At 47.0% G+C, this 24,836-nt stretch carries 22 protein-coding genes and 2 other annotated features; of the genes, 6 read left to right on the top strand and 16 right to left on the bottom strand.

Features of this window, described 5'->3' with window-relative positions:
- Nucleotides 1–80 precede the first annotated feature (80 nt).
- The 3 genes from MHB43_RS06950 to MHB43_RS06940 are packed head-to-tail and all read right to left on the bottom strand — an operon-like array spanning nt 81 to nt 1,761.
- Nucleotides 81–566, bottom strand: coding sequence for a molybdenum cofactor biosynthesis protein B (locus MHB43_RS06950; RefSeq protein WP_017690080.1), 486 nt, complete (start codon nt 564–566; stop codon nt 81–83).
- A 37-nt stretch (nt 567–603) separates the two neighbouring features.
- Nucleotides 604–1,107 (bottom strand): cyclic pyranopterin monophosphate synthase MoaC, encoded by a 504-nt coding sequence (gene moaC, locus MHB43_RS06945; RefSeq protein WP_221819138.1) that lies wholly within the window; start codon nt 1,105–1,107, stop codon nt 604–606.
- A 15-nt stretch (nt 1,108–1,122) separates the two neighbouring features.
- The gene (locus tag MHB43_RS06940; protein ID WP_221819137.1) at nt 1,123–1,761 is read right to left on the bottom strand and encodes a 5-formyltetrahydrofolate cyclo-ligase; all 639 of its coding nucleotides are present in this window, start codon (nt 1,759–1,761) and stop codon (nt 1,123–1,125) included.
- 278 nt (nt 1,762–2,039) lie between these two features.
- Between MHB43_RS06940 and MHB43_RS06935 the strand changes: the two genes are divergently transcribed.
- A complete protein-coding gene (locus MHB43_RS06935) occupies nt 2,040–3,998 on the top strand; it encodes an ABC-F family ATP-binding cassette domain-containing protein (protein WP_339185360.1) in 1,959 nt (652 codons plus the stop codon).
- Nucleotides 3,999–4,652: 654 nt separating this feature from the next.
- On the opposite strand, the gene MHB43_RS06930 is transcribed toward MHB43_RS06935, so the two are convergent.
- The 7 genes from MHB43_RS06930 to MHB43_RS06900 form a co-directional block, all read right to left on the bottom strand.
- A complete protein-coding gene (locus MHB43_RS06930) occupies nt 4,653–6,212 on the bottom strand; it encodes a 2-isopropylmalate synthase (RefSeq protein WP_036668956.1) in 1,560 nt (519 codons plus the stop codon).
- A 335-nt stretch (nt 6,213–6,547) separates the two neighbouring features.
- Nucleotides 6,548–6,886, bottom strand: a binding site (T-box leader).
- A 67-nt stretch (nt 6,887–6,953) separates the two neighbouring features.
- Nucleotides 6,954–7,312, bottom strand: a binding site (T-box leader).
- Nucleotides 7,313–7,403: 91 nt separating this feature from the next.
- The gene (tsaD, locus tag MHB43_RS06925; protein ID WP_017690086.1) at nt 7,404–8,459 is read right to left on the bottom strand and encodes a tRNA (adenosine(37)-N6)-threonylcarbamoyltransferase complex transferase subunit TsaD; all 1,056 of its coding nucleotides are present in this window, start codon (nt 8,457–8,459) and stop codon (nt 7,404–7,406) included.
- Nucleotides 8,456–8,977: a ribosomal protein S18-alanine N-acetyltransferase gene (gene rimI, locus MHB43_RS06920; RefSeq protein ID WP_036668955.1), complete on the bottom strand. Its 522-nt coding sequence runs from the start codon at nt 8,975–8,977 to the stop codon at nt 8,456–8,458. Before rimI ends, tsaD begins: the two co-directional genes overlap by 4 nt.
- 17 nt (nt 8,978–8,994) lie before the next feature.
- Nucleotides 8,995–9,843 (bottom strand): tRNA (adenosine(37)-N6)-threonylcarbamoyltransferase complex dimerization subunit type 1 TsaB, encoded by an 849-nt coding sequence (tsaB, locus tag MHB43_RS06915; RefSeq protein ID WP_405132400.1) that lies wholly within the window; start codon nt 9,841–9,843, stop codon nt 8,995–8,997.
- 2 nt (nt 9,844–9,845) lie between these two features.
- On the bottom strand, nt 9,846–10,328 hold the full coding sequence (gene tsaE / locus MHB43_RS06910) for a tRNA (adenosine(37)-N6)-threonylcarbamoyltransferase complex ATPase subunit type 1 TsaE (protein WP_211084337.1): 483 nt from the start codon (nt 10,326–10,328) through the stop codon (nt 9,846–9,848).
- A gap of 266 nt (nt 10,329–10,594) precedes the next feature.
- The gene (locus tag MHB43_RS06905; protein ID WP_145321463.1) at nt 10,595–10,771 is read right to left on the bottom strand and encodes an H-type small acid-soluble spore protein; all 177 of its coding nucleotides are present in this window, start codon (nt 10,769–10,771) and stop codon (nt 10,595–10,597) included.
- 4 nt (nt 10,772–10,775) lie between these two features.
- Nucleotides 10,776–11,072 (bottom strand): hypothetical protein, encoded by a 297-nt coding sequence (locus tag MHB43_RS06900; protein ID WP_186327780.1) that lies wholly within the window; start codon nt 11,070–11,072, stop codon nt 10,776–10,778.
- A gap of 369 nt (nt 11,073–11,441) precedes the next feature.
- Between MHB43_RS06900 and MHB43_RS06895 the strand changes: the two genes are divergently transcribed.
- From MHB43_RS06895 to ligD, 4 genes are all read left to right on the top strand, one after another.
- The gene (locus MHB43_RS06895; protein ID WP_017690092.1) at nt 11,442–12,356 is read left to right on the top strand and encodes a Ku protein; all 915 of its coding nucleotides are present in this window, start codon (nt 11,442–11,444) and stop codon (nt 12,354–12,356) included.
- A 317-nt stretch (nt 12,357–12,673) separates the two neighbouring features.
- Nucleotides 12,674–13,543, top strand: coding sequence for a VOC family protein (locus MHB43_RS06890; RefSeq protein ID WP_221819133.1), 870 nt, complete (start codon nt 12,674–12,676; stop codon nt 13,541–13,543).
- A gap of 245 nt (nt 13,544–13,788) precedes the next feature.
- Nucleotides 13,789–14,739, top strand: a complete 951-nt coding sequence (locus tag MHB43_RS06885; RefSeq protein WP_221819132.1) for an RNA ligase family protein — start codon at nt 13,789–13,791, stop codon at nt 14,737–14,739.
- A 40-nt stretch (nt 14,740–14,779) separates the two neighbouring features.
- Entirely contained in the window at nt 14,780–15,670 is an 891-nt protein-coding gene (gene ligD / locus MHB43_RS06880) for a non-homologous end-joining DNA ligase (RefSeq protein ID WP_405131604.1), read from the top strand.
- 55 nt (nt 15,671–15,725) lie between these two features.
- On the opposite strand, the gene MHB43_RS06875 is transcribed toward ligD, so the two are convergent.
- Both MHB43_RS06875 and cls read right to left on the bottom strand, forming a co-directional pair.
- On the bottom strand, nt 15,726–16,637 hold the full coding sequence (locus MHB43_RS06875) for a YitT family protein (protein WP_405131603.1): 912 nt from the start codon (nt 16,635–16,637) through the stop codon (nt 15,726–15,728).
- Between the two features lie 341 nt (nt 16,638–16,978).
- A complete protein-coding gene (cls, locus tag MHB43_RS06870; RefSeq protein WP_339182710.1) occupies nt 16,979–18,418 on the bottom strand; it encodes a cardiolipin synthase in 1,440 nt (479 codons plus the stop codon).
- Nucleotides 18,419–18,794: 376 nt separating this feature from the next.
- Between cls and MHB43_RS06865 the strand changes: the two genes are divergently transcribed.
- Nucleotides 18,795–20,153 carry a hemolysin family protein gene (locus MHB43_RS06865; RefSeq protein ID WP_076209623.1) on the top strand — a complete coding sequence of 453 codons (1,359 nt, stop codon included), beginning with the start codon at nt 18,795–18,797 and terminating at the stop codon, nt 20,151–20,153.
- A 121-nt stretch (nt 20,154–20,274) separates the two neighbouring features.
- Here MHB43_RS06865 and MHB43_RS06860 read toward each other — a convergent pair whose 3' ends face one another.
- The 4 genes from MHB43_RS06860 to MHB43_RS06845 all read right to left on the bottom strand — a co-directional run bounded on the left by MHB43_RS06860 (nt 20,275) and on the right by MHB43_RS06845 (nt 24,729).
- Nucleotides 20,275–21,864 (bottom strand): stalk domain-containing protein, encoded by a 1,590-nt coding sequence (locus tag MHB43_RS06860; protein ID WP_339182708.1) that lies wholly within the window; start codon nt 21,862–21,864, stop codon nt 20,275–20,277.
- A gap of 54 nt (nt 21,865–21,918) precedes the next feature.
- A complete protein-coding gene (locus MHB43_RS06855; protein WP_405131602.1) occupies nt 21,919–23,019 on the bottom strand; it encodes a DUF1648 domain-containing protein in 1,101 nt (366 codons plus the stop codon).
- Nucleotides 23,020–23,042: 23 nt separating this feature from the next.
- On the bottom strand, nt 23,043–23,438 hold the full coding sequence (locus MHB43_RS06850) for a GntR family transcriptional regulator (RefSeq protein ID WP_339182704.1): 396 nt from the start codon (nt 23,436–23,438) through the stop codon (nt 23,043–23,045).
- Nucleotides 23,439–23,655: 217 nt separating this feature from the next.
- On the bottom strand, nt 23,656–24,729 hold the full coding sequence (locus MHB43_RS06845) for an AI-2E family transporter (RefSeq protein WP_339182703.1): 1,074 nt from the start codon (nt 24,727–24,729) through the stop codon (nt 23,656–23,658).
- Nucleotides 24,730–24,836: the final 107 nt, after the last annotated feature.

The following is a 24,836-nucleotide window of genomic DNA, read 5'->3' as shown; positions in this document are numbered from 1 at the left end:
TCACAAATAAGAGATGTCACTAGAACAATCTAACAACGGTCATGGCTAATCGGATATCTTGCCCAAGAGTCCATGCCCAATTATTGCTTGAACTGACCCGTAACCATCAGCAGCGCTTCCGGAAGCTGATCCATAATGGCAGCCAGATGTTCGTGCACACCCTTTGGTGTACCTGGCAGATTAACAATCAGCGTGCGTCCACGAATGCCACATACCCCACGGAACAGCATTGCAGAACGGTTTTTGCTCATTACACTGTACCGCATGGCCTCTGCCATCCCGGGAACTTCCCGCTCAATTACGCGCCGGGTCGCTTCCGGAGTAATGTCACGAATGGCCAGCTCCGTGCCACCGGTTGTCAGCACCAGATCGGCGTGAAAATAATCCGTCATCTCAATCAAAGCCGCAATAATCTCATCGGGTTCATCCGGAACGATACGGTACTCCACGATTTGACCACCCAGCTCTTCTTCCACCAGCTCCCGAATGACTTGTGCACTCGTATCCTCACGTTCCCCGCGGGCTCCTTTGTCACTGGCTGTCAGGATTGCTGTTCTCCACACCATAAAGATCACCCTTCTCCTCTATGAAAATAAATATTGCCTATCGGCTGTAATCACCGTTTTTGCCACCACTCTTGGAATTCAGCATGGTTGGACCGATAATCATATCTTTTTGCATGGCCTTGCACATGTCATAGACCGTCAGTGCTGCAGCTGAGGCAGCCGTGAGCGCCTCCATCTCAACACCCGTTTTGCCTTCGGTTTTGACAGTAACTTCAATGTGTAATTCATCCACTCCGTTATCATGAAAACGAATATCCACACCCGTCAGTGCCAGTGGATGGCACATCGGAATCCAGTCCGACGTTTTCTTCGCGCCTTGAATCCCGGCAATCTGAGCCACAGCCAGAACATCACCTTTACCGATTCGGCCCTCCCGAATCGCTTCCAGTGTATCTGGATTCATCGTCACTTTCGTCACGGCCACAGCCGTACGTACGGTAATTTCCTTACCCGAAATATCAACCATCCGGGCCCGGCCCTGTTCATTAAAATGGGTAAGTTTACCACCGGAATCCTGGCCGTTGTTCACTTCTGAACTCAATCACATCACAACCCTTTATTCGATATGTAATATACCTTCGGTTGTTATCAACAGATCAATCCGCAGATCGAGCAGGTCCATCGGGATTTCCTCCTGTAACTGACCCGGCAACACCATCGCAGCCATCAACGGTTTCTTGCCCGGCATCGCACATGTTGCTGCAAGCGTCTCGGCAAAACGATCATAATAACCGCCACCATAACCAATACGCCCGCCATGGAGATCATAACCAAGCCCCGGTACCAATATGAGATCGATACCCGGCCAATCATCAGGCGTCAGGACTTCACAGGAATCCTTGGGTTCCGGTATCCCCCATATGCCTGGCTCCAGATCTTGTTCTCCGGTCACTCGCCGTAGCTCCATTCGAGGTGGATTCGCCAACACTTTTGGTGCAAACATCACATCTCCATGTTTCCAGCCCTCTTGAAACAGAAAAGCTGTGGACGCTTCGCTTCCATAGGACAAATAACTGAATATGACGAGTGGTCTGTTCACGACCTTACTCTTGGCCTGTCTAAGGCGCTCCAGCTCCCGCTTCACTCCAGCGTTAATCTTAGTCATTGCCTGCTGACGCATGCTTGCATCCATCAGATCACGGCTCTGTCTCAGTCTGGATCGAAGCTGACTTTTCAGTTCCGCATGATCCTGCATATCCTTGAATAACCTCCTGTTGATAGGGAAGGTAGAAAAAAGCTCTCATTTAAAACAATTTATATGTTATGACCAGTTGTCATCTTGTTGAATGGTTAAAATGATTCATTTTCTGCAAAATCCTCATGTAATAACATGCCTTCTTTCAGTTTATCATTGATTGATCAAAAAGACTACATACCCCATGCGTTCCCAATCGGTGCAATTGCTCTGTATTTCATGTAAACTGGGATATAGTTGTCATATCAAGAACTGGACCTATGGAGGAACTTAATTTTATGCTGCTGCAAGTATCCGGAATTATCAAACGTTTTGGTGTCGATCCTATCCTGGACGGCGTGAACTTACAAATATTAGAACGCGAGCGCATCGGCCTCGTTGGTGTAAACGGTGCAGGAAAATCCACTTTGCTCAAAATTGTAGCCGGTGAAATGTCCTATGATGGAGGACAGATTTTCAAATCCAAAGAAACGACGCTCGGTTACCTCGCTCAGAACAGCGGGCTTCAATCCGACCGTAACATCTGGGAAGAAATGATGAACGTCTTTGCTCACCTGACACAGGCTGAAGCCGATTTGCGTCAGATGGAACGCGATATTGCCGACCCTGCCCAGATGGAAGACGAGAAAAAGTATGCGGACCTGCTGGAACGTTATGCAAAACGCTCCGACTGGTTCAAGGACCATGGCGGTTATGAGATGGAAACCCGCATTCGCAGCGTACTGCACGGGATGGGATTCGGCGAATTTTCGCCAGACACCCCCATTGCTACGCTGAGCGGCGGGCAGAAGACACGCCTTGCGCTTGCTCGAATTCTGCTTCAGGCACCCGATCTGCTCATGCTGGACGAGCCTACCAACTATCTCGATATCGCCACCCTTACTTGGTTGGAAGATTATCTGAGAGGTTATTCAGGCGCACTGCTCGTGGTATCCCATGACCGGTACTTCCTTGATCGACTCGTAACGACCATCGTTGAGATCGAACGTCACCGCTCCAAAAAATATACGGGAAATTACAGCCGTTATATGGAGCTCAAAGCTGCCGAATATGAAACTCAGATGAAGCAATATGAGAAACAACAGGGTGAAATCTCCAAAATGGAAGATTTTGTCCAGAAAAACATTGTACGTGCTTCGACGACCAAACGGGCGCAAAGCCGGCGCAAAGCCCTCGACAAAATGGAGCGCCTTGATAAACCGATGGGAGATTTGAAAAAAGCCCACTTTTCCTTCGAAACAGCTGTTATGTCCGGCAAGGAAGTACTTCGAGTGGATCAGTTGTCTGTCGCTTATGACGAGGCCTCTCCATTGTTCCGCAATGTATCCTTCGATCTGCGGCGCGGGGAGACCGTTGCTCTAATTGGTCCAAACGGTATCGGTAAATCTACCATGCTGAAGTGCCTTACGGGAAGTTTACGTCCGGTAACCGGGGAGATCCAATGGGGAACAAAAGTGCAGATTGGCTATTATGATCAGGAACAGACTGGGCTCAATCCGTCCAATACGGTTCTCGAAGAGCTGTGGAGTGCCTACCCTGGGATGGAAGAAGCCCGTATTCGGACTGTACTGGGGAACTTTTTGTTCAGCGGTGACGATGTGCTCAAGAAGATTTCCTCCCTCAGCGGAGGTGAGAAAGCACGTGTGTCTCTCTCCAAGTTGATGCTGAAGGAAGCCAACATGCTCATTCTGGACGAGCCTACCAACCATCTCGACCTGTTTGCCAAAGAAGTGCTGGAAGCGGCATTAATGGATTATGAAGGCACCCTGCTGTTCATCTCCCATGACCGGTACTTCCTCAACAAAATGGCTGAGCGCATTGTCGAGCTTCATCCTGCCGGAACGGAACACTATCTCGGTAATTACGATGATTATGTGGAGAAGAAACAGGAGCTTGAGGACATCGCACGTGAAGCCGCTGTGGCACGTCAGGTTTCGTCCAAGAACTCGTCCAAATCCGATCTGAACACAGCCACAACCGAAAAATCCGGAGCGGCTTCATTCGAAGCGGAAAAACAGGCGAAGCGTGAAGAGCGTAACCGGCAACGCAAGCAGGAAGCTCTGGAACAACAGATTGCGGAGTTGGAAACAAAGATTACCGAACTTGAGGCACAGATGGCTCTGCCTGAAATCTATCAGGATTATATGAAGCTGCAAGAACTCCAGCAACAATCGGAGGAACACAAAGCAGAACTCACCAAAACATACGAGGACTGGGAAGAACTAGCTATGGAATAGTAGGACGAATTGTACAGACTCAGACCATGGCTTGATCGCGTCCATACAAGTATAGTTGTACCACCGGCTGATTCCTTATTGGGATCAGCTTTTTGTTTGTTGCGGATGAGTATTGAAGGTATGAACCTTATGTTCTGTATGTTCCTTGAGATTGATCTCTAACATACGGAGGTTAGGGAAGCTGTTTTGACTTTTGTCAAATTTACTCGAATGAAGAGAAATATTTTTATCCCCTTTTCCCTCACACTTATCCACAAGAAAGCAAGATAGCAAGCACATTAATAAGCTTAATTATACAGCGGTAGAATAGCATTTTACACACAAAAACCATATTTATCCACCAAGTTATCCACTTTATCCACAACTTTGTGGATAGTAAGGAGTCATTCTATCCCCTAAACCCTTTTCGTTTCGAAAACTATACTGGTTTGACTTTATCATAGTTACCCACAATTTTCACTGGATATGTGGATAACTATAGTCACACCTTGACAAATGCATCCTTCCACTCCTCAATGCTCCTCCATAATAAGACAAAAGCAGACCTTTGTCGTTCAAGGCCTGCCCGTCATTGATTTACTATATGCCATGCATATTTACAACGAATTGCAATTGCTACTATTGCCGCTGTAGATACGATCTGGCAAAGATGTTTTAGGCATGTGCTTCTTGTTCATGATGTTCGGAAGACTCCGCCTTCAGCCCAGCAGCATTACAAGCCGCTACATAAGCAAGACCGGCAGCCATGACGATATCATTATGTGTTGCCGTTCCCCGGAACTCACGTCCTGCACGCTCCACGGTAACTACAGCTTCTGCACTTGCACCCTCTCCCCCACTCAAGGCATGCATCTCCATATCAACAAACGCAATATCATCGGAAATGCTTTGACCAATCGCACGGATGGTTGCATCCACGGGTCCCCCGCCAACAGCGGAGTATGATTGTTCTCCAGCGCTTGTGCGAATGCGAACGGCGGCCATTCGATCCGTCATGCTGCCCGCTGTCACCTGCAATTCAACCAGTTCATAGTCCTGTGCAGGAATATTCATGGTCTGGCTAACCATCTGTAATAACTGGTCGTCACTGACCACTTTTTGCTGGTCTGCGGTTTCTTTGAACACCTCATACAATTGCTCCATCTGTTGCTCATCCGGCTCAAAACCGTATTTACGAACCCGATCCTTCAGGGCGTGACGACCGGAGTGTTTCCCCAAAATAATCATGCTGCGCGGAATACCCAGCGCTTCCGGGTCCATAATCTCATAGGTGCTGCGATTCTTCAGCAGACCATCCTGATGGATGCCAGATTCATGCTGGAATGCATTACGTCCCACCACTGGTTTGTTGTAAGCAATCGGGAAGTGCATCGCACGGCTAATCTGACGTGAAGTCTCATACAGCTGATTCAGCTTAATGTTCGTCGTTGCACCAATTGCGTCTCCCCGAGTCTCCAGCGCCATAATCAGCTCTTCCAGTGCACAGTTCCCTGTCCGTTCTCCGATACCATTGATGGTTACTTCAATCTGGGTAGCTCCATTGGCAATCGCAGCCAAACTATTGGCTACGGCCAGGCCCAGATCATTGTGACAGTGAGCACTATAGCGAACCTGATCGCCGCCTCTTGCACCCTCACGCACCCGGCGGAACATCTCGCCATACTCATGTGGCAGGGCATAACCGACCGTATCCGGCAGATTAATAATGCTCGCTCCAGCTTCAATGGCGACTTCAACCATTTCAATCAAATCGTCCATCTTGGTACGGGCAGCATCCATAGCTGTGAACTCTACGATGTCCGTGAACTGGCGTGCATAAGATACCATCTCACGAGCGGTAGCCACCACTTCACTGCGCGGACGGCGCAGTTGATGCTCGATATGAATATCCGAAGAAGAGATAAACAGGTGAATTCGGCGCCGTGCTGCATCCGCTGTTGCTTGAACAGCTGCATCGATATCACCTTTGACCGCACGCGCGAATCCGCAGATTTCCACGTTCTGCAACTGTCTCGAAATCGCCTGAACCGCCGCGAACTCACCTGGACTGGAGATCGGGAATCCAGGCTCAATGACGTCGATACCCAGAGAAGCCAGTTGGTGTGCCAGTTCAATCTTTTGCTCGGGCTGCAGACTTGCTCCTGGTGCCTGTTCTCCATCACGCAGCGTTGTATCAAAAATCTCAATCATGCGTTTGTTATTAGTTGTTGTCATATCCATCAACCTCCATCAAATTTTTATAAATATTTTCGTTACGATCCACGAGCCACAGAACACCTGCTAATCGCCGTCACTGTTGTTATATATTTTGTTTGTAAACACATATGTTGTTTGTAGCTTAGTCCTTGGTGATCAGTAATACCTATTGAATGTTTCGTGCCTATACTTGTTGTTCAATGTTCATTACTCGTTCGTTGTATATCATGCTTACCTTCATGACAGAGTGTACGTCGACTTACACCCTGACCTTCTGATTCTTCAATCTCCATATGGTTCTTCCCATGCCCACCCTGCTGCCGGCAGCAAACACAAATAACCCGCCATCTCATATAAGAGACGGCGGGTTATTATCCCCTCCGCGGTACCACTCTCGCTTGATGGGCCGGGCTTGCGCCGGACTCCATCCACCTCGTCGTCTCCGAGATCCGCTGGATGTGCGTGCAAGCACGACATCACTGGAATTCGGAGAAACACCCTATAACGGGGGTTAACCGTTGCTGTGTAACACATGTTGTTGTCCATCAGGACAACTGGGCGATAGATATCGTCCCCACGCTTCCACAGCTCCGTTCCCGGGCGAGATTCGAATGATTCCAGCCACTGCGTCGCACCACCCCGCAGCTCTCTGAGCGCTTTATCGTTCTACTGCTCCCGTTCATCACATTTATAATATGACCTAACTTCATTCATCCTTATTTTGAAAATCAAAAAAAGCCTGCCACCTCATGCAATAATGCAAGAGACGACAGGCTGTTCACCTTCGCGGTACCACTCTTGTTGACTTCCTTCCTGTTCATTCAAGACAACCCCTGAATGCTTTCGCATATCCGGATCACTTGAAGCAGCCTGAAAGCCCCCTCAGTTATCGTCAGTTGATCCTTGTAATAACGGTCCTACCAACAACGGCCCATTCACGGAGGCAACCCGTAACCATGTACTTTGGGCCATGATCGGCCTTCGGATTCTCCCGGGGAGTCACCGTGTTCCATCGTTCCGCTTCCAGGTGAGTTTCAGGTTTCCTTCGACTGCGTTGCACCATACCGCAGCTCTCTATAACCGGGAATGACCTTACTATTCCTGTTCATCGCGTTTATCAGTTCAGGAATCTGAATTCCTGTTTAAATTTGTAACTAAATATACATTCTTTACATCCCTGTTGTCAACTCTTAATCTCAAACTGCTTGCCTATACGGACTGAACGGACCATTCCTCCAGGGAAAGTCCCGGATCTGCCTTCGCATCAAATTCAGCAATTTCTCCCCGCTGCCATTTCAGATACGCAGCCGCTCCAATCATGGCCGCATTATCTGTACAATATTCCATTGGCGGGATTAACAGTTCAAGCCCTTCCTTCGTGCATCGCTCCTGTAATGCCGAGCGTAACCCCCGGTTAGCTGCAACACCACCGCATAATAACAGTTGACGTGAACCATACTCACGAACTGCTCTAACGGCTTTCTCCACCAACACTTCAACAACAGCTTCCTGGAAACCACGTGCAACCGCAGACGGCTCCAAGGTTTCTCCGCGCATTTTGGCCTGGTTGAGCACATTCAGTACAGCAGACTTCAGACCACTGAGACTGAAATCGTACGAACCTGCTTCCAGCCATACCCGTGGTAATGGCACTACGTCCTCCGCTTCAGACGCCATCCGGTCCACATGCGGGCCACCAGGATAAGGACAACCCAGTGCACGTGCTACTTTGTCATACGCTTCGCCTACAGCATCATCACGTGTACGACCAATCAGCTTGAACTTGCCCTCGGATTCCATATGCACAAGTTCTGTATGTCCACCGGATACGACCAGTGCCATCGCTGGATATTGCAGTTCATGAGTAAGTCGGTTGGCATAGATATGCCCGGCAATATGATGTGTGCCAATGAGCGGTTTGCCCAGTGCCATCGCCATCGTTTTGGCCGCAACGATACCCACCAGCAGTGCTCCGACCAGCCCAGGTCCCTGTGTTACAGCAATTGCACTTAGATCACGTGGACGAATGCCGGACTGTTCGATCGCTTGTTCCAGCATCAACGTAATGACTTCAACGTGTTTCCGTGAAGCCACTTCAGGTACTACTCCACCAAATGCCTTATGCGTCTCAATCTGACTTGAGATCAGATTGGACAGCACTTCCCGTCCATCCTTCACTACTGCTACCGACGTTTCATCACAGCTTGTCTCCACCGCCAAAATGTAGGATGGTGCAGAATTTATTTTTTCATTAAGTTCGTTCATGAATCCAGTACGCTTCCTTCCTCTTCGCCGCTCCGGCCTGCAGACGGCAAGTTCGCCCACATAATCATCGCATCTTCCCCATTATCGGAGTAATACCCCTTACGAAGACCCGCCGATTCAAACCCTTTTTTCTGATATAAACGCTGAGCAATGCTGTTCGAGACTCTGACCTCCAACGTCATTCGTTCCATCCCGAGATAAGCCGCTGTGCTCATTAATTCATCCAATAACTTTTCGCCAAGCTTGCGTCCACGATACGCGCCTCTGACTGCAATATTGGTAATATGGGCTTCATCCATGATTGTCCACATACCTGCATAGCCAATGGCCTTGCCTTCCAATTCCATCACCATATATTTAGCAAAATGATTGTGTGTCAATTCATTTTGAAATGCTTCTTCCGTCCAGGGCAGGGTAAAGGCCTCATGTTCAATCTCCATCACATCGGGAATATCCGCGAGTGTCATGAACCTGAACTGAAGCGTTGCTTCCTGCTTATTATTCGCCACATTGTCCATCTGCTTCCCCTCCCCCTTTAGCCTTTGCGCAGCAGATTGGCTTCCGCTTCGGACAGCTGGGTGTAATTCGGCACCAGCGCATGCACGTCATCACGCTGACCTGCAAGCAGCGCGGCGGCGCCAAGGCGCCCAACCCAGCGGCCTTCCAGCTCATAAGGTACGAGCTGGAGCGCCGTTCCTGCGGGGCAGTGAAGCTCCGCCGCTGCCGCAGCATGAGGGCCCGTCTCGCCGACGATCCAGACGGCTACGGGCCGCTCTTCCGGCGCCGCCTCCGCCATGCGGGCGGCGAGGGCTTCCAGCCATCCGTCCATCTTGCGGATGGCATCAGGGGCCAGACGCCGGGGCGCATCGCTCCCGGCGGAGGCAAACAGCGCGGTGCACGCTTGACCGCGCCGTGCATCCACAAGCGGAACGATCCAGTGGACAGGGGCAGCACCTGTGCTGCCCTGGTCCGCGGATGGCGTTCCGCCAGCCCCTGCTGCGGCATCCTCTGCCGCAGCTTCCGCCTTGGCGGCAAGGCCGCTGTGCCAGCCGCCCCAGGCGATGGCCTGAAGGCTGGACACCCCGGCTACGGGGATGTCCCACGCCCAGGCCAGTGTCTTCGCCGCGGTCACCGCAATGCGGATGCCCGTGTACGAGCCTGGGCCAACGCCAACGGCAATGCCGTCAAGTTGCCCTGGCTGTGTGTTGCTGGCGGCCAGCAGCTGCTCCATCACCGGTACAACGTGTACCGAATGGTTGCGCTCAGCCCGTTCATTGCGTTCTTCCAGAAGCGCATGATCTTCCATCATCGCAGCTGCCATCACTGCGGTGGATGTATCCAACGCCAAAAACCGCTGACGCGGCTCTTTTTGTAAATCTTCCATCATCATTTGACCCCATTCTGTCTGAACTGTCGGCACATGGCTGCATAAGTCTCGCCGTACCCATCCAGTGTAATCGTTCGATCCTCCAGGCCCGTTGTTTCAATCTGCACATGCAAATGCTCTTGCGGCAGCAATTCGGGAATGATACTCGACCACTCCACCAGACTGACTCCGGCTCCATAGAAATATTCATCAAGTCCAAGCTCATCCGCTTCTTCCAGCGATATGCGATATACATCCATGTGATATAAAGGCAAACGCCCTTCGTACTCCTTAATTAGCGTGAATGTGGGACTGCTTACCACATCACGTACACCCAAATGCCAGGCAAATTTCTGTGAAAATGCCGTTTTACCCGCGCCCAGATCACCATCCAAAGCAACCACCATGCCGGCGTTTGCCTGTCTGGCGAGTGCGGAAGCGAGTGCTTCTGTATCTGCAATGCCATGGGATTGATACACCCACTGCTCGTGCGTCTGATTCAATATTCGCCCCACCTTTGGCGGTCCAGCCGCCTGAGTTCACTTTGAACCTTATTATATCGGTCCCTTTCTTCCCCCGCAACATCCAAGGAGGCAAGCGGAAATATAACATGCATTATTAGACGTGTCACAAAACTCGCTTCCTTCGAAGTTTCAGACACCCACTAGGAAAAACCAAAAACCGGCACCTCTCGGTACCGGCCGTGTTATGCATAAATTTCAGCTTTTATTCATTCTCAAATCCCTCAATAACTATATGCTACTTGTATCTACTCCTCCAAACGATCCACACGTACCGTATGGGTATTTCCCGGGTTACTGCCCACCTGAACGGTTGCCATGCCATTGGCTTCATCCACACTCTCGATCCAGACCGGATCACCTTCCAGCGTAACAGCAATAGTATCCTTCGAATCATAGATCGCTTTGGCCCGCTTTGCATCCATCATCTTATTCATACTCCCCTTCCGGATCTTCGTGGTCTTCCCTAATCATGGTGTCTGTTGTGCTATCACCAATATAACCGTTATCTTCCGTAACCTGTCCCCCGCCTAACCCTTCATTCACCATCCGGTCAATGTCGAGCATGAACGACTCCCGATCAAGGGGCAATTCTTCCGAAGTGACCGCTTCCCAGTTTACAGCTGTAGCAGGTGTATAGAATTCTTCAGCACTTTCGGCTTCGGCAAGAGGATATGGAGAAAATGCATGCTTGTGTGCTTCTTCCTCATCACGTCTGTTCTTCAATATTGCACCTCCCGGCATATGTGCTGCGAGAATAACTACCTATCCCATGCTCGTCTTCCTGTCGGAATCCAAACATGTTTCTGTTATCATCCCCGAGTCTCGCCGAACCATACGAATTCGTTCGTCTACAAGACGATTATCCCTCGCGCCAGATGCCCATACTATTGAATATAATCCGTGTTCAAAAAGTCCGGTTTTCAGTACCGAGAAGATGGAATAAAGCTAGAAATGGAGTAGCGGAGCGTAGGCAAACTACGTGAGCAACGGACATTTGGGCTGAATTTCATATTCGATGCTGATCATGCCGCTAGGCATGATTCGTAATCAAAAGCGGAAATTTTTGAACAACCTTTTGAAAGGAGCCGATCTATGCATACCGTCTGGAAAGGTGCAATCAGTTTTGGCCTTGTGCATGTCCCTGTCAAAATGTTCTCGGCTACCGAAGACAAAGACATCTCGATGCGCTATATCCATAAAGTCTGCGGCAGCCCGCTCGCTTATGTTCGTCAATGTCCCTCCTGTGAAGTGGACGTGAAGTGGGAAGAGATCACCAAAGGCTATGAATATGAAAAAGGAAAGTTTGTTCTCTTCGAGAAAGATGAATTGGAAGCGTTAAATGATTCCACCAGCAAAACCATTACCATACTGGATTTTGTCGACTTGACTGAGATTGATCCGATCTATTTTCAGAAAACATATTACCTATCGCCCGATCAGGCTGGGGGAAATGCCTACCAGTTGTTGATGAACGCGATGCGAGATACCGGCAAAATTGGGATCGCCAAAATCTCCATTCGCTCCAAAAGCAGTCTGGCTGCCATACGTGTGCTGGAAGATTGCCTCTCCATGGAGACGATTTTCTATCCGGACGAGATTCGTCCTGTCTCCCAGGTGCCCAACTTGCCTGAAGTGCAGAACGTGAATGAAAAGGAACTCACGATGGCAAAGTTGCTGATTGATCAATTGTCCACGCCTTTTGAACCCGGTAAATACACCGATGACTATCGCAGCAAACTGCTGGATCTTATTCAGCACAAAGTGGCAGGCGAAGAAATCAAGATTGCTCCAGCCAAACCTGAAGCCAACGTGATGGATTTGATGGCTGCCTTGCAGGCAAGTATCGAGGCCGTGAAGCCTATTCCGGCTGACCCTGGGACAACAACGGCCAAGCCTAAGAAACGTGCACCGCGAAAAACGCCTGCTCAAGCGGTTGCCGGAGGAGAATCCGATACACCTGCTGCACCAGCCAAAAGAAAAAAGGCGACACCCAAACCAAAAGTTTGAATGTCGCTAAGGCAAGACCGATTCCGTTATATGACTCATGTAACGAGGTCTACTCCGATCCGGCTTCACAGTCGGATTTTTTTGTTTTACAGAACGATTGAAGCAGTACTAGTCAATAAAACTCCAGTTATAATTGCAAAATGCGATTGACGAAAGCTGATTTATATTTTATATTAACTTATGAAAAGTAACTTATTTATGAATATACAGTCACCCTGTAATTCTGCTTCAACAGTATGCAATTAAATAATCCGTTTTCAACGCATATACACAATCAAACGAGAACCCATATTATCTATTCTCAGGAGGAAACCATCATGAATACAACGTATCAAATCCCTGCCACAACCCATCTGGGTGAAGTGAGTCTCCGAATTATGAACCTGGAGCGTTCAATTAAGTTCTATACCGATGTGGTTGGATTAAAATTACTTGAGCGGAGTGGCAAAGTGGCTACGTTGACAGCCGACGGAAAACAGTCCCTGCTGCGATTGGAAGAGCTCACGGATGGAATTACCCTGCCGGAACGCTCACACGCTGGCTTGTATCATTTCGCCATCTTGCTGCCGGACCGCAAGTCCCTTGGTCTTGCTCTTCGTAATCTGGCTGCATCCGGCATCGATATCGGCCAAGGTGATCACTTGGTCAGCGAAGCTTTCTATATCTCCGATCCCGATCAGAACGGAATTGAAATCTATGCGGACCGTGCACGTGATACCTGGAAACGGGATAGCGACAATAACTACGTAATGGCAAGTGATCCTGTAGATGTGGAAAGCCTGTTTGCCATATCGGAGAATGAACCTTGGCATGGCCTGCCTGCTGGCACCGTTATTGGTCATGTACATTTCCACGTCCGCAGCCTGGAAGAAGCCCGCAACTATTACACCGGCATACTCGGTTTTGATATCGTGGGCAACTTCGCCAACATGTCTGCGCTGTTTGTTTCCGCTGGGGGTTATCATCACCATCTGGGACTTAATATCTGGGCAGGAGTGAATGCACCTGCTAATCCAGATAACGCTACAGGAATTGACTACTTCACCATTGTGTACGCCTCAAAGGAACAATTGGATCAGGCACTTGAACAATTGCGTCATTCCGGTGCAGTCGTTACACAAGTGGAGGGTACCTGGTTTACGGTAGACCCACAGAACATCCGTGTACGTCTAACCGCTGCCAATTGATTTTGTTAGGACACACACGATCATTATGGATAATTTCATAACATAAGCCCGAGTACCTGATTTCTCCACATCACAGAGAGATCGGATACCCGGGCTTTTTCATTCGCTTTTTATAAGACCGTCCATATTAGTGCATCCTAACGACTACTCCGACAAGTTAAATTCAAAAAATATGGAGATCGAAAAGACGCATGATGTTTAGGGCGTTCGTTTCTCTAATGCTCCGGACAAGAAAGGAGTACCCCATGTTCAAACCGTTGATTCCATTCGAACCCATCTCCAGAGATACCTTACCCACAGGACCGCAATGGATTGCCCAGGTCAAGTGGGATGGAGTCCGCATGCTTGCCTATGAGGACGGGCATGAGCTGCGCCTGGTGAATCGCAGATTACATGATCGAACCGCACAGTATCCCGAGCTGGTAACACCACGCAATTTATGTGCAGGCTCCTCTTATATTTTGGATGGAGAAGTTATTGCGCTGGACCCAGACACCGGAAAACCTTCGTTTTATCATGTTCTTCGGCGGGATCGGATGAGCAGACCCGAAGGTATCGCCCAAGCCATACATCAGATTCCGGTCACATATATGGTATTTGATATCCTGTTCTATGAGGGGAAATGGGTGACGGATCAGCCTTTGGCAGATCGACAGCGCCTGTTGCACGAGGTCCTTAACACCGCTCCCCATGTTCAGGAGGTCACCAATACGCTTGATGCCTCTTCCCTGCTTACGGTCATGAGACAACATCAGATGGAAGGCATTGTCTGCAAGGATCTCACCAGCAGTTATGGCATACAGGGCAAGGACCAGCGCTGGCAGAAAGTCAAAATCATGCATGATGTATATGCCATGATCGGGGGAGTCACGTACCGGAGCGGTATTGTGAATGCCGTCGCGGTCGGTGTATATGATGGGCCTAATTTTGTCTATATTGGTCATGTCGGGACTGGCAAATTGAACTCCAATACGTGGCGGGAACTCACCCATCAAGTCGAGCCTTTGATCAGACAGGACAGACCGTTCCATAATGTACCCGAGCGCAGTGCAGAGACCACCTGGGTGGAACCACGAATAGGAGTCAAAGTGCAATATATGGAGTTGACTCATCATCACACTCTACGCCATCCCAGTATTCAGACCTTCGCGGATGTAACCCGTGAGGATTGTCTGGCGAACCAGCTTCTTCAATGACTCAGTCCAAGATTGATTACACGTATAGGAGGTGTTCCATATGGCCCCCAAGATCCAGGGAACCATCATAATAGAAGGCACAGAACTGACGGTAACGAATCCGGACAAGCTGTTATGGCCGGATGCGGGTGTCACCAAAGCCATCTATCTGCAAAAGCTGGCCGCTCTGGCTCCTTATCTGCTCACGTATACGAACAATCGACTTCTCACCACGATAAGATATCCCCACGGCGCTGGAGGGACATTTTTCTATCAAAAGAATGCCCCTGAGCCTATACCAGATTATGTGCGGACTGAAGTTCACGACGGCATCCGCTATGTGGTCATGAATGGACTTCCGGAATTGTTATGGCTTGGCAATCTGGCCGCACTTGAATTTCATCCTTCTCTGCATACTGTGGGAAGCCATCTGCCCAGTGAATGGATGATTGATCTGGACCCCTCTCAGGAACATGAACCGCGGATCATGCATGCTGCACTCATCGTTGGCGAAACCCTGACTTCCCTTGGTCTGAGGTCTATTCCCAAAACTTCGGGCGCAACAGGAGTTCAAATCATCGTTCCCATTGTGCAAGGAGTAACCTTTGATGAATTGAGAGAGATCGGTTATTTTGTGGGTAAATATGTCACTCAGAAGCACCCGGATCTGTTCACACTGGAACGACTCAAAAAGGACCGTGGAGACCGCATTTATTTTGACTATCTCCAGCATTATGGAGGCAAGACCCTTGCCGCTCCCTATACACCACGTGCCAAATCCGGGGCCACTGTCTCTACACCCCTTACCTGGGACGAGGTTAGAAGCAACGTCTCCATCCAGGATTACCATCTGATGAACATTATTGAACGCTTGAACCAAACCGGTGATTTAATCGCAGCTGTTGAACCCCAACCGGTGGAGCTCATTCTCAAACATTTGAAGAAAAAATAGCCGACTCCCTCATCACAAGGGTGTCGGCTATTATCATTCATGCGTATATCAATCGCTAATGGATACCTTTTTTCTTGAAACGTCCGCCCTTCACATCATGAATGTTACCGATAGCCACAAAGGCTTGCGGGTCCCAATCTTCAACGATGGTCTTAAGCTTCGCTTCCTCCAAACGGGTGATCACGACAAAGATGATCTTTTTCTCGTCCCCGCTGAATCCGCCCTCTCCATCCAGGAAAGTTACACCACGACCAAGACGGTCTGTCAGGGCTGAACCGATATCACGATATTTATCACTAATGATCCATACTGATTTGGACTGGTCAAGTCCCTCATTCACAATATCAATCATCTTCATCGCAATATAATATGCAATCATGGAATACAGGGCGTTCGGCCAGCCGAATACAAATCCTGCACCTGCGAAAATAAACACGTTAATGAACAATACGATCTGTCCTACAGACAACGGTGATTTCTCACTCAGCAGGATGGCGACAATCTCCGTACCATCCAGTGAACCACCAGAACGGATAACGAGTCCAACCCCCACACCCAGGATCAATCCGCCGAATACGGCTCCGAGCAATGGCTCTCCTGGTGTTAATGCAGGAACATGGTGCAATAATGAAGTCCCGATGGACATGACCACGATCCCCAGCAGCGTGGATAATGCAAATGTTTTACCAATCTGCTTGTATCCCAGAATCAGGAAAGGCAAGTTGAGCAAGGTCAGGAATATTCCGAGCGGCAGATGTGTAAGCTCTGACACCATAATCGAAATACCTGTAATCCCTCCATCAATTACGCCATTGGGCACAAGGAATATTTCAAGTGATACAGCCATTAGTGCAGCACCAATCAGAATCATCACAATACGTTGCAGCAGCTTTAATGTAAACACCGAGCTTTTGACCCCGCGGTCAGCTGGCTTGGCTGTTAGTTCTTTCACCGTTACATTGGACATGGTATCCCCCCCGTTAAATCAGTGTGTGAATCCATTTTATAAATCATTTAAATACTCAGGGTGAATCTACATCTAGAAAACAGCGTTCTACATGTACCCTGGCTATACAAGCACAAGCATCTAAAGGCGATATAAAATGGATTCAAAATGGTCTTCATCCCGGTTTGCACTTTCAGAAGAGAGCAAAAGGGAGCCTGTTTTCCCGCAGACTCCCCTCCTCACCAAGACATAATTTATATATCTATTATATCATAAAAGATCAAATTTGCGCAAAATACTTAGCAAAAAGAAGATAAATTCACAAAAAGTGAACTTATCTTCAGAAATCTGCCCTAAATCGGCTAAAGAAGCGGAGAAAGCATCCGAGAAAGCATTTCTGCGCCTTTTTGCCGTCGTGAACGCCTCTGAAATACCTCCCCATTGATCTGACTGCATTCCCCGAGATCACGTTCAAAGTCAGTGATCAAACGACGAATCGGAGAGGACTCGAACAGGACAGCCGTTAACTCAAAATTGCAAAAAAAACTGCGCATATCCATATTGGCCGTGCCTACCGTTGCAAGCAACTCATCCACAATCATCACTTTGGCATGTACAAAACCTTTGCGATATTGGAAGAACTCAACACCTGCTCGCAGAAGTTCCTCTACATATGAAAGGGATGCCAAATGAACAAGCTTTGAATCGGATTGATACGGAATGATAATTTTCACATCAACGCCACTGACAGCGGCTGTTTTGAGTGCCTCATACAGGGCAGGATCAGGAATAAAATAAGGTGTGGTAATGTAAATCCGGTCACAGGCTACCGAAATGGCTCCAAAACACATTTCCTGAATGGCATCCCAGTCCTGATCCGGCCCACTGGCCAGAATCTGAATTCGTTCTTCCCCGCTACAGATATGAGGTGGAAACAATTCCACAAGCTGGGGTTCGGTAATTCGCTCACCGGAAGCCAATTTCCAGTCGTTAAGGAACGTACTTTGCAGGAAATATACGGCATCTCCCTCAATCTGCACATGTGTATCCCGCCAGAAACCCACCTCCGGATATCGTCCAAGGTAATCATCGCCTACATTAATGCCACCCACGAAGCCAACCTGTCCATCCACAACAACAATTTTACGGTGATTCCGGTAGTTGACTCTTCGGTCAATCGTTGCAATCAGTGGTGGGAGAAAATAATGAAACTCCACACCTGCATCCTGCAGTTTGCGGATAAAACTCCAACTCATCTTGTGGCTGCCGAGACCATCACAAATAAACCGAACCTTCACGCCCTCCTGTGCCTTGCGAATCATGACATCCTGAAACTTCGTACTGATCACATCATCACGGAAAATGTAAAATTCCACATGTAGATGGTGCTTTGCTTTTTCCATTTCACTCAGCATTGCCGCAAATGCCTCTTCACCATTTGTGAGCACCGTACTGTTGTTACAACCTGTAATCGGGCTCTCCGACAGATGGGATAACAGGTTAAACAATCGATGCTGGTGGCTGAAACGATCACCAGGCATATGTTCGACATCTCCAATGATGTGGGCTTGTTCCCAGATCGTTTCCTTCATTTCACGGAAGATCCGCGATCCACCTTTGCGAAGTTTTTTTCGTTTGTTATAATCCTGCGCTACGAAATAGTACACTACAAAACCGATCAAAGGCACGCAGAACAAAATAAACAGCCAAGCCACAGCTTTAGCCGGATTACGAAATTCCAGCAGTAGAATTGTGGCTGCCTGGAAAATAAATACGAGTAATATAATGACCAGCCAGAACATTTGGCTTCCTCCTCAAGTAGCAAGCTTCATGACCTTGCCCTTCTCTCACCTACACAGCTTTGACGATTATGTAATCAGCTAATCATAGATACCCATTGTACCCCCTATTCGTAACGTTTACTTAGATAAAACTTTACATAAGCAGACGGAATACTTGATTCTGGAAATTCAGATTTCTACTTTGTTCATTGTATATTTTGACTGTGTTACCTTCTACATATCAGTTTAATGATGGAGCAGATTCGCTTTGTGACGCCAATCTGCTCATTCCACCTTCCAGACTCTTCCTCATTTCTTTGTCTGGAGGTGGTCTTCTTACGTAAAATTAGATATAATAATCGTTAAAAACTTATTACCTAAAGGAGAAGAGCAGTGAATGGAAAGTGAGAGGTATGCGTTAAATTTAGTAATGGTTGCTTTTTTGATAGGACTTTCGGCGTTTTTTGTTGCAGTGGAATTCGCTCTGGTGCGGGTTCGACCGAGCCGGATCGACCAAATGATTGCAGAAGGAAACAAGCGTGCGCTGGCTGTTAAACAAGCCGTTGCCAATCTGGACGGATATTTGTCTGCCTGCCAGCTTGGAATCACGATCACATCTCTGGGACTGGGCTGGCTGGGTGAACCGACGGTAGAGAAGATTCTCCACCCTGTGTTTGAAAGCTTGCAAATTCCTGAGGCGGTTTCTTCATTCTTATCGTTTGTTATCGCGTTTGCTTCCATCACGTATCTGCATGTTGTGGTTGGTGAACTCGCTCCAAAAACGATTGCAATCCGGAAAGCCGAGACTGTTGCACTGCTGACGTCTACACCTATCATCTGGTTTAACCGAATTATGTATCCTTTTATCTGGCTGTTAAACGGCTCAGCGAACCAACTGGTGAAACTGTTCGGAATCAAACCTGCTTCCGAGCATGAAGATGCACACTCCGAAGAAGAGTTGCAGATCATTATTAATGAAAGCTTTGAAAGTGGTAAAATCAACCAAGCCGAGTTCGGTTATGTAAGCCGGATCTTTGCCTTTGATGAGATGTTAGCCAAAGAAATCATGGTACCCCGGACCGATATGGTCTGCCTTTATGTGAATAGAACGAATGAGGAAAACCTGGAGATCATTCGTGAGGAACAATATACCCGTTTTCCGGTAGTTAATGAGAGTAAAGACGATATCATCGGTATCATTAATACGAAACAATTCTTCCTGGAACTTTACGGAAACGATGAACCTGTCGATCTATCCTCCCTGATCCAGCCTGTATCGGCTGTTCACGAAACAACTCCTGTGAAGGACTTGCTCAAGAAAATGCAGAAGGATGGCGTACATATCGCCGTGCTGGTCGATGAATATGGCGGAACTTCCGGAATTGTAACCATCGAGGATGTACTTGAGCAGATTGTTGGTGAGATTCGCGACGAGTTCGACGCAGACGAAGTGGAAGATATTCAAGTCATCAATGAGAACTATGTCATTATGGATGGTAAGGTTTCCTTATCGAAGGTGAACGACATGTTTATGTCCAGCCTGGATGCAGATGAGTGGGACACCATTGGTGGATGGCTCTACAGCCATCGTCCCGAGATGAACGAACAGGAAGAATATGAGTTCGAGAATCTAATTTTTGTTTTGCTGGAAAAAGATAAAAATCGGTTCTACAAAGTGGCCGTTGTTCCCAAGGAACCACTGACCATGTCTGATTATACCGATGAAGACGAGAAAGAGTCCAATTGGTCTAAATAAAGCAAATTTGTAAAAAAAGAAAAGGAGCACTTGCCTATATCGGTAAGTGCTCTTCTTATATATCTCGCCCCATCCGTCACTTCTCCAATTTATCATTCAACCAAGAATGGAACTCCCGTTTTTAGTTAGATTTTAATACCCACTTTGCAATATCATCGATAATGGCTTTGGAGACATTAGATGGCTCAGCGTACTCTTGACCGATTGAAAGTCCATCATAGCTGGATAAAAGATGATTTACCTTTGGATAGCTATTGAACGTTACATTGGAATGACCTTGAAGCGACGATTTCCAGGTTTGGAATTGATCCATAGACACTTGCACATCATTTTCGCCTTGTATAACAAGCATAGGTGTATTTTGTGTTTTAGCCAGTTCCGCAGGCACATAATCTCTCTGCTCAAACCACCAATAAGCAGGTTGAAGTGGAAACGCCTCAGGAAGATGATCTACAGAGTATTTTGGATCTTTAACCATCGCAGTCACATTTTTATAAAAATCGGCTTGTCCTTGAATCATCTCCGTGTCTAAACCAAGCTGCTTCATCCGCTCTACCAATTCGTCCTGCTGCTCGGTAAGCACATCCACGAAGCTACTACTTGGTGCAGCAAGTAGAATACTTCCTGCAATATCATGTTGTTTATCCTCAGCAATGATTAATGGCATTGCAAACCCGCCTTGACTATGTCCAGCTACAAAAATCGCTGTAGAATCAATATGTGCATTCTTTTTAAGGAATTCCACTGCATCATTTACCTGATCTACGCTCTCTTGTTTTAATGTGAATTTAGGCTGTGAAGCCACCTTATAGGTATGCTCATACGTGACCTTATCGTATCTTAATACAGCAACTCCTTGTGAAGCTAAACCTACCGCAAGATCGCGAAACGGCTTTGCACCACCAATGGCAGCATCTTGATTGTTAGGCCCAGATCCGTGTACCAGAATGACAACCGGGAAAGGTCCCTCTCCCTTGGGCAAAGTTAATGTCCCTGGCAAAGCCAAATCACCCTGACCAACCGTAATGGCTTGTTCTGTATAGGCAGATGGGTCGTCGTAGCTTGGTTTTTGATACACATCTGGCGTAGCGGCGGCAATATGCAAATCATCCACAAGTCCGTTATGATTCATTCTGACCGTAATATTCAAACGAGTCAGCTCTGTTTTGAACGTATAGGTAACATTGCGATGCACTGTATTATTTTCTACATGCTTAGCTATGGCTTCACTTGTAATTTTGCCATTTTGTCCTTCTAAAGCTCCCCACAGCTGGCTCAACAACGTGGGTGACAACACTCCACTCACAGAGGTATGAACATACTTGGCAGCCTCCTTGCCATCGCCCTCACTAATAAGTGAAATGAATCTGTCCTCAGGTGCTGCCTTCAGCGTCTCGGAAAGAAATGCCCCATCCATATAGGTAGTTCCTTTCGTTAACTGAACAGGATTGTTTAAGGATATGGCTTGCCCATCCACCATCGCCTGTTTCTCTCCTACCTTAACTATAATCGTAAGCTCACTTTTTCGTATTGTGATTTCGCCTGTCTTTTGTTGCCAAGATACCTCTGCCCCATTCTTTTCTGCAATCTCACGAATAGGAACAAGATTTTCACTACCAGCAGATTTTTCAGCAGCTTCTGAGATGGATGTCACCGGAAGGATGAGACCTACGAAAGTAAGAGAAAGTAATAGCTTTTTCCAATTGTTCATTGTAATAATTCCTCCTAATCATTTTATCTATCATATGCATAGATCTATGAGCAGTTATTGGCTCAGAACTATACTTATAACAACAATAGCAATGATGAATAACAACAGGACCCAAGATAGTGGACGAGCGAAGTTAATCGTCCAACCTATTCCATAACGCTTTTCTATGGTTAAAGAAGGATCATTGGCATTGAAGTAAATAAACCCAAGCTTCCAATAATCATCGTCATTCACAGGCTGCTCCTTAGATCGTTCGTGATCCTTTTGTTGATTACGAATTTTCCCACCGCCTTGTCTGCCTGTGAGAGACAGCCATACAACACCTAATACGATCACCACAGGAGTGATGAGGCTAATAGCTGTTAACAAGACCAGATTAGGGACGAACATACTGATCTGAATTAAGGCAAATAAAATGGTAAGAAGTAAGCCTGTTACAATCGTAAATAGGGACCATTTACGGCGGAATTGAATATTCTCAGCAGCAAATTGGCCCGGATTAGACGTAGTAAGCTGTTGTTTGCTTGATTTAATACTCCAGTTCACCAACATCAGAAGTGCAATGATTCCTAGCTGTACAAGATTAATAGCCAGTACCGAGAGGTAGGTTTTAGGTACACTGGAAGTGACATGGCCCTGAAGATCATATTTTATGGGAATGGCGTTAGGGAGTGCCTTATAATTCAGGATCGTAATGATTGCAATAGCTACAATAATAGCCATGTGAACGAGAAACCAATAGTTGGAATAGGTGAGTTTATTTTGGCGGAAGGTGGTATCGATTTTAACTCTTTGAGGTGCTTCTACAGTTGTAAGTGTTCCTTTTATCTTTTTCATCTTGAAATGGAATAAGATGTGTAGTGCTGCCCAGTACACAATAAATATCATTGTACTAACACCGGTAATCATTGCGGTAGAATCTTCATTAGCAGATCGGAGAAAATACAGACAGATAAGTATAATCATCCCGTTTCCGATCAGACTTACGGTAGCAAACGTACTCCTTAGCTTACGTAAGGTGGGTGTGTAGTAATTATATTGACTTACCGTAACCCCAAAGCTAATGGTTTCCCTTGTCAGATATGGTGCAAAGGATAGAAGTAAGGCTAATGGGGCAAAGATTAAAATGATAGGTAATATATTAAATAGCTGCATACATAACACACTCCCTTGATTTTTTATTCTTTGTTGTGACCCATCTTTACATCGTAATACATTTGGTCTAACACCGCAGATAGTTCCTCTTTGGTCATTCCGCGACAGATCGCTTCTGCAATAATCGGTCTTAATTCTCTTTGCTGCTTTTTCAAAAAATCATCCGTTAAACCAGGCATTCCATCAGGGTTCACTACAACTCCCTTTTGTCTATGAATCAGAATGTATCCATCTTGCTTGAGTAGTGTATAAGCCTTGTTGACCGTATGAAGGTTAACACCAATATCTGCTGCCAAATTCCGAACCGAAGGCAACGCCTCACCTAGCTGTAACTCACCACTAGCAATGCCTTCAATAATTTGATAAACAAGTTGCGAATAGATGGGAAGTTCGGATTGCATATCCAGTTGAATAATCAAGGGTTCACCTTCTTTTTGTTATCTGTTATATATCAAGTATAACAGATATAACATGGGTGAACAATATGTATGGAAAAAAGCCACATATCAATGGCGAGGGTAAACTTACCTGACCCTTCACCATTGATATGCGGCTTATCCTGATGAGCTTATCGATGTGATTCAATAACAAACATTAGTAGTGGCACACATGATAGCGTTGTATTTCAACTTCCATTTAAGTTTCAGTCTTATCTTCAACAATCCGATAATGGATTTTGCGAACTATAATTTTCAGAATCATATATAGAGGAATTACGATGATCATACCCAAGATATTTCCCAGGTCAGCACCCACGAGCAAAAGGATAACGGTAGTCAGTGGATGAATATCGAGCTGCTTGCCATAGACGTAAGGTGAGATCAGGTTATCCTGGATTTGCTGTGCGATTACAATGATGACCAGTGACCAGATCGCCATCGAAGGTGATTCGATAAACGCAACAATGACAACCGGAATAGCTGCCAGCAAAGCACCCACATAAGGGATGAAGTTCAGAATAATGGATACAACCGTCAGCAGCATTGCGTAAGGCAAACCTAAAATGAGAAAACCGATGTACATCAAAATCCCCAGGGCTACATTAACAATAACCCGGCCAACAATATAGTTGCTTAGTGCTTCATCGATCTCATGGACGGTTTCTTCCCCATCCTTCCGATAATGTCTTGGCAGCAATAAAGTCAGATTCGTTCCAAACTTGCTGCCTTCCTTGAGCATGTAATACAACATGATCGGAAACGTTGCCAGGATAATAACCAGATTGGATACCACGGAGAATAACCCTGAGACATAATTGGTTACCTGTGTGATCCCTTGGCTCAGAACATCGGATAATCGTGAGAATAGATTGGAATCATCAGGCAGGTATCTGAACACAAAATTGCTCTTTTCAAGTGCATTCAACTGATCGCTGAGTGAAGTAACCAACGCTGGAGCATTCTCCACGAAATTCATCAATTGTTCACGCAGGGAAGGCCATACAAGCACACTAAAACCTGCAAGGATTAGTGCAATTACGACATAAATAATCAGAACTGACAATGCACGTTTGATCTTATGCCTTTCCATATAATCGACGAGGGGGCGCAGCAGATAATAGAAGAAACCAGCAATCAGCAGCGGAATGATGATGATATGAATCAGTGAGGTCAAGGGGCTGAAAATAAAGTTCACTTTTTCCCCCAGATACACGATGAGCAGCAGCAGAATAATCGCTGTGCATATGCGGTAGAACTTGTTATTTATCAAGAAACGTGATCCCTCCATGCGCTGCTCTGCCAAATTGACTGGAGCGTTCATATGTATATCTAGTCATTTATAAGTACCCTTAAATGACAGTCATGCCACAGGCGATG

It is taken from the genome of Paenibacillus sp. FSL H8-0317 (genome assembly GCF_045040685.1).
Classification (GTDB): Bacteria; Bacillota; Bacilli; order Paenibacillales; family Paenibacillaceae; genus Paenibacillus.
This window is presented reverse-complemented; position numbering and strand designations above follow the sequence as displayed.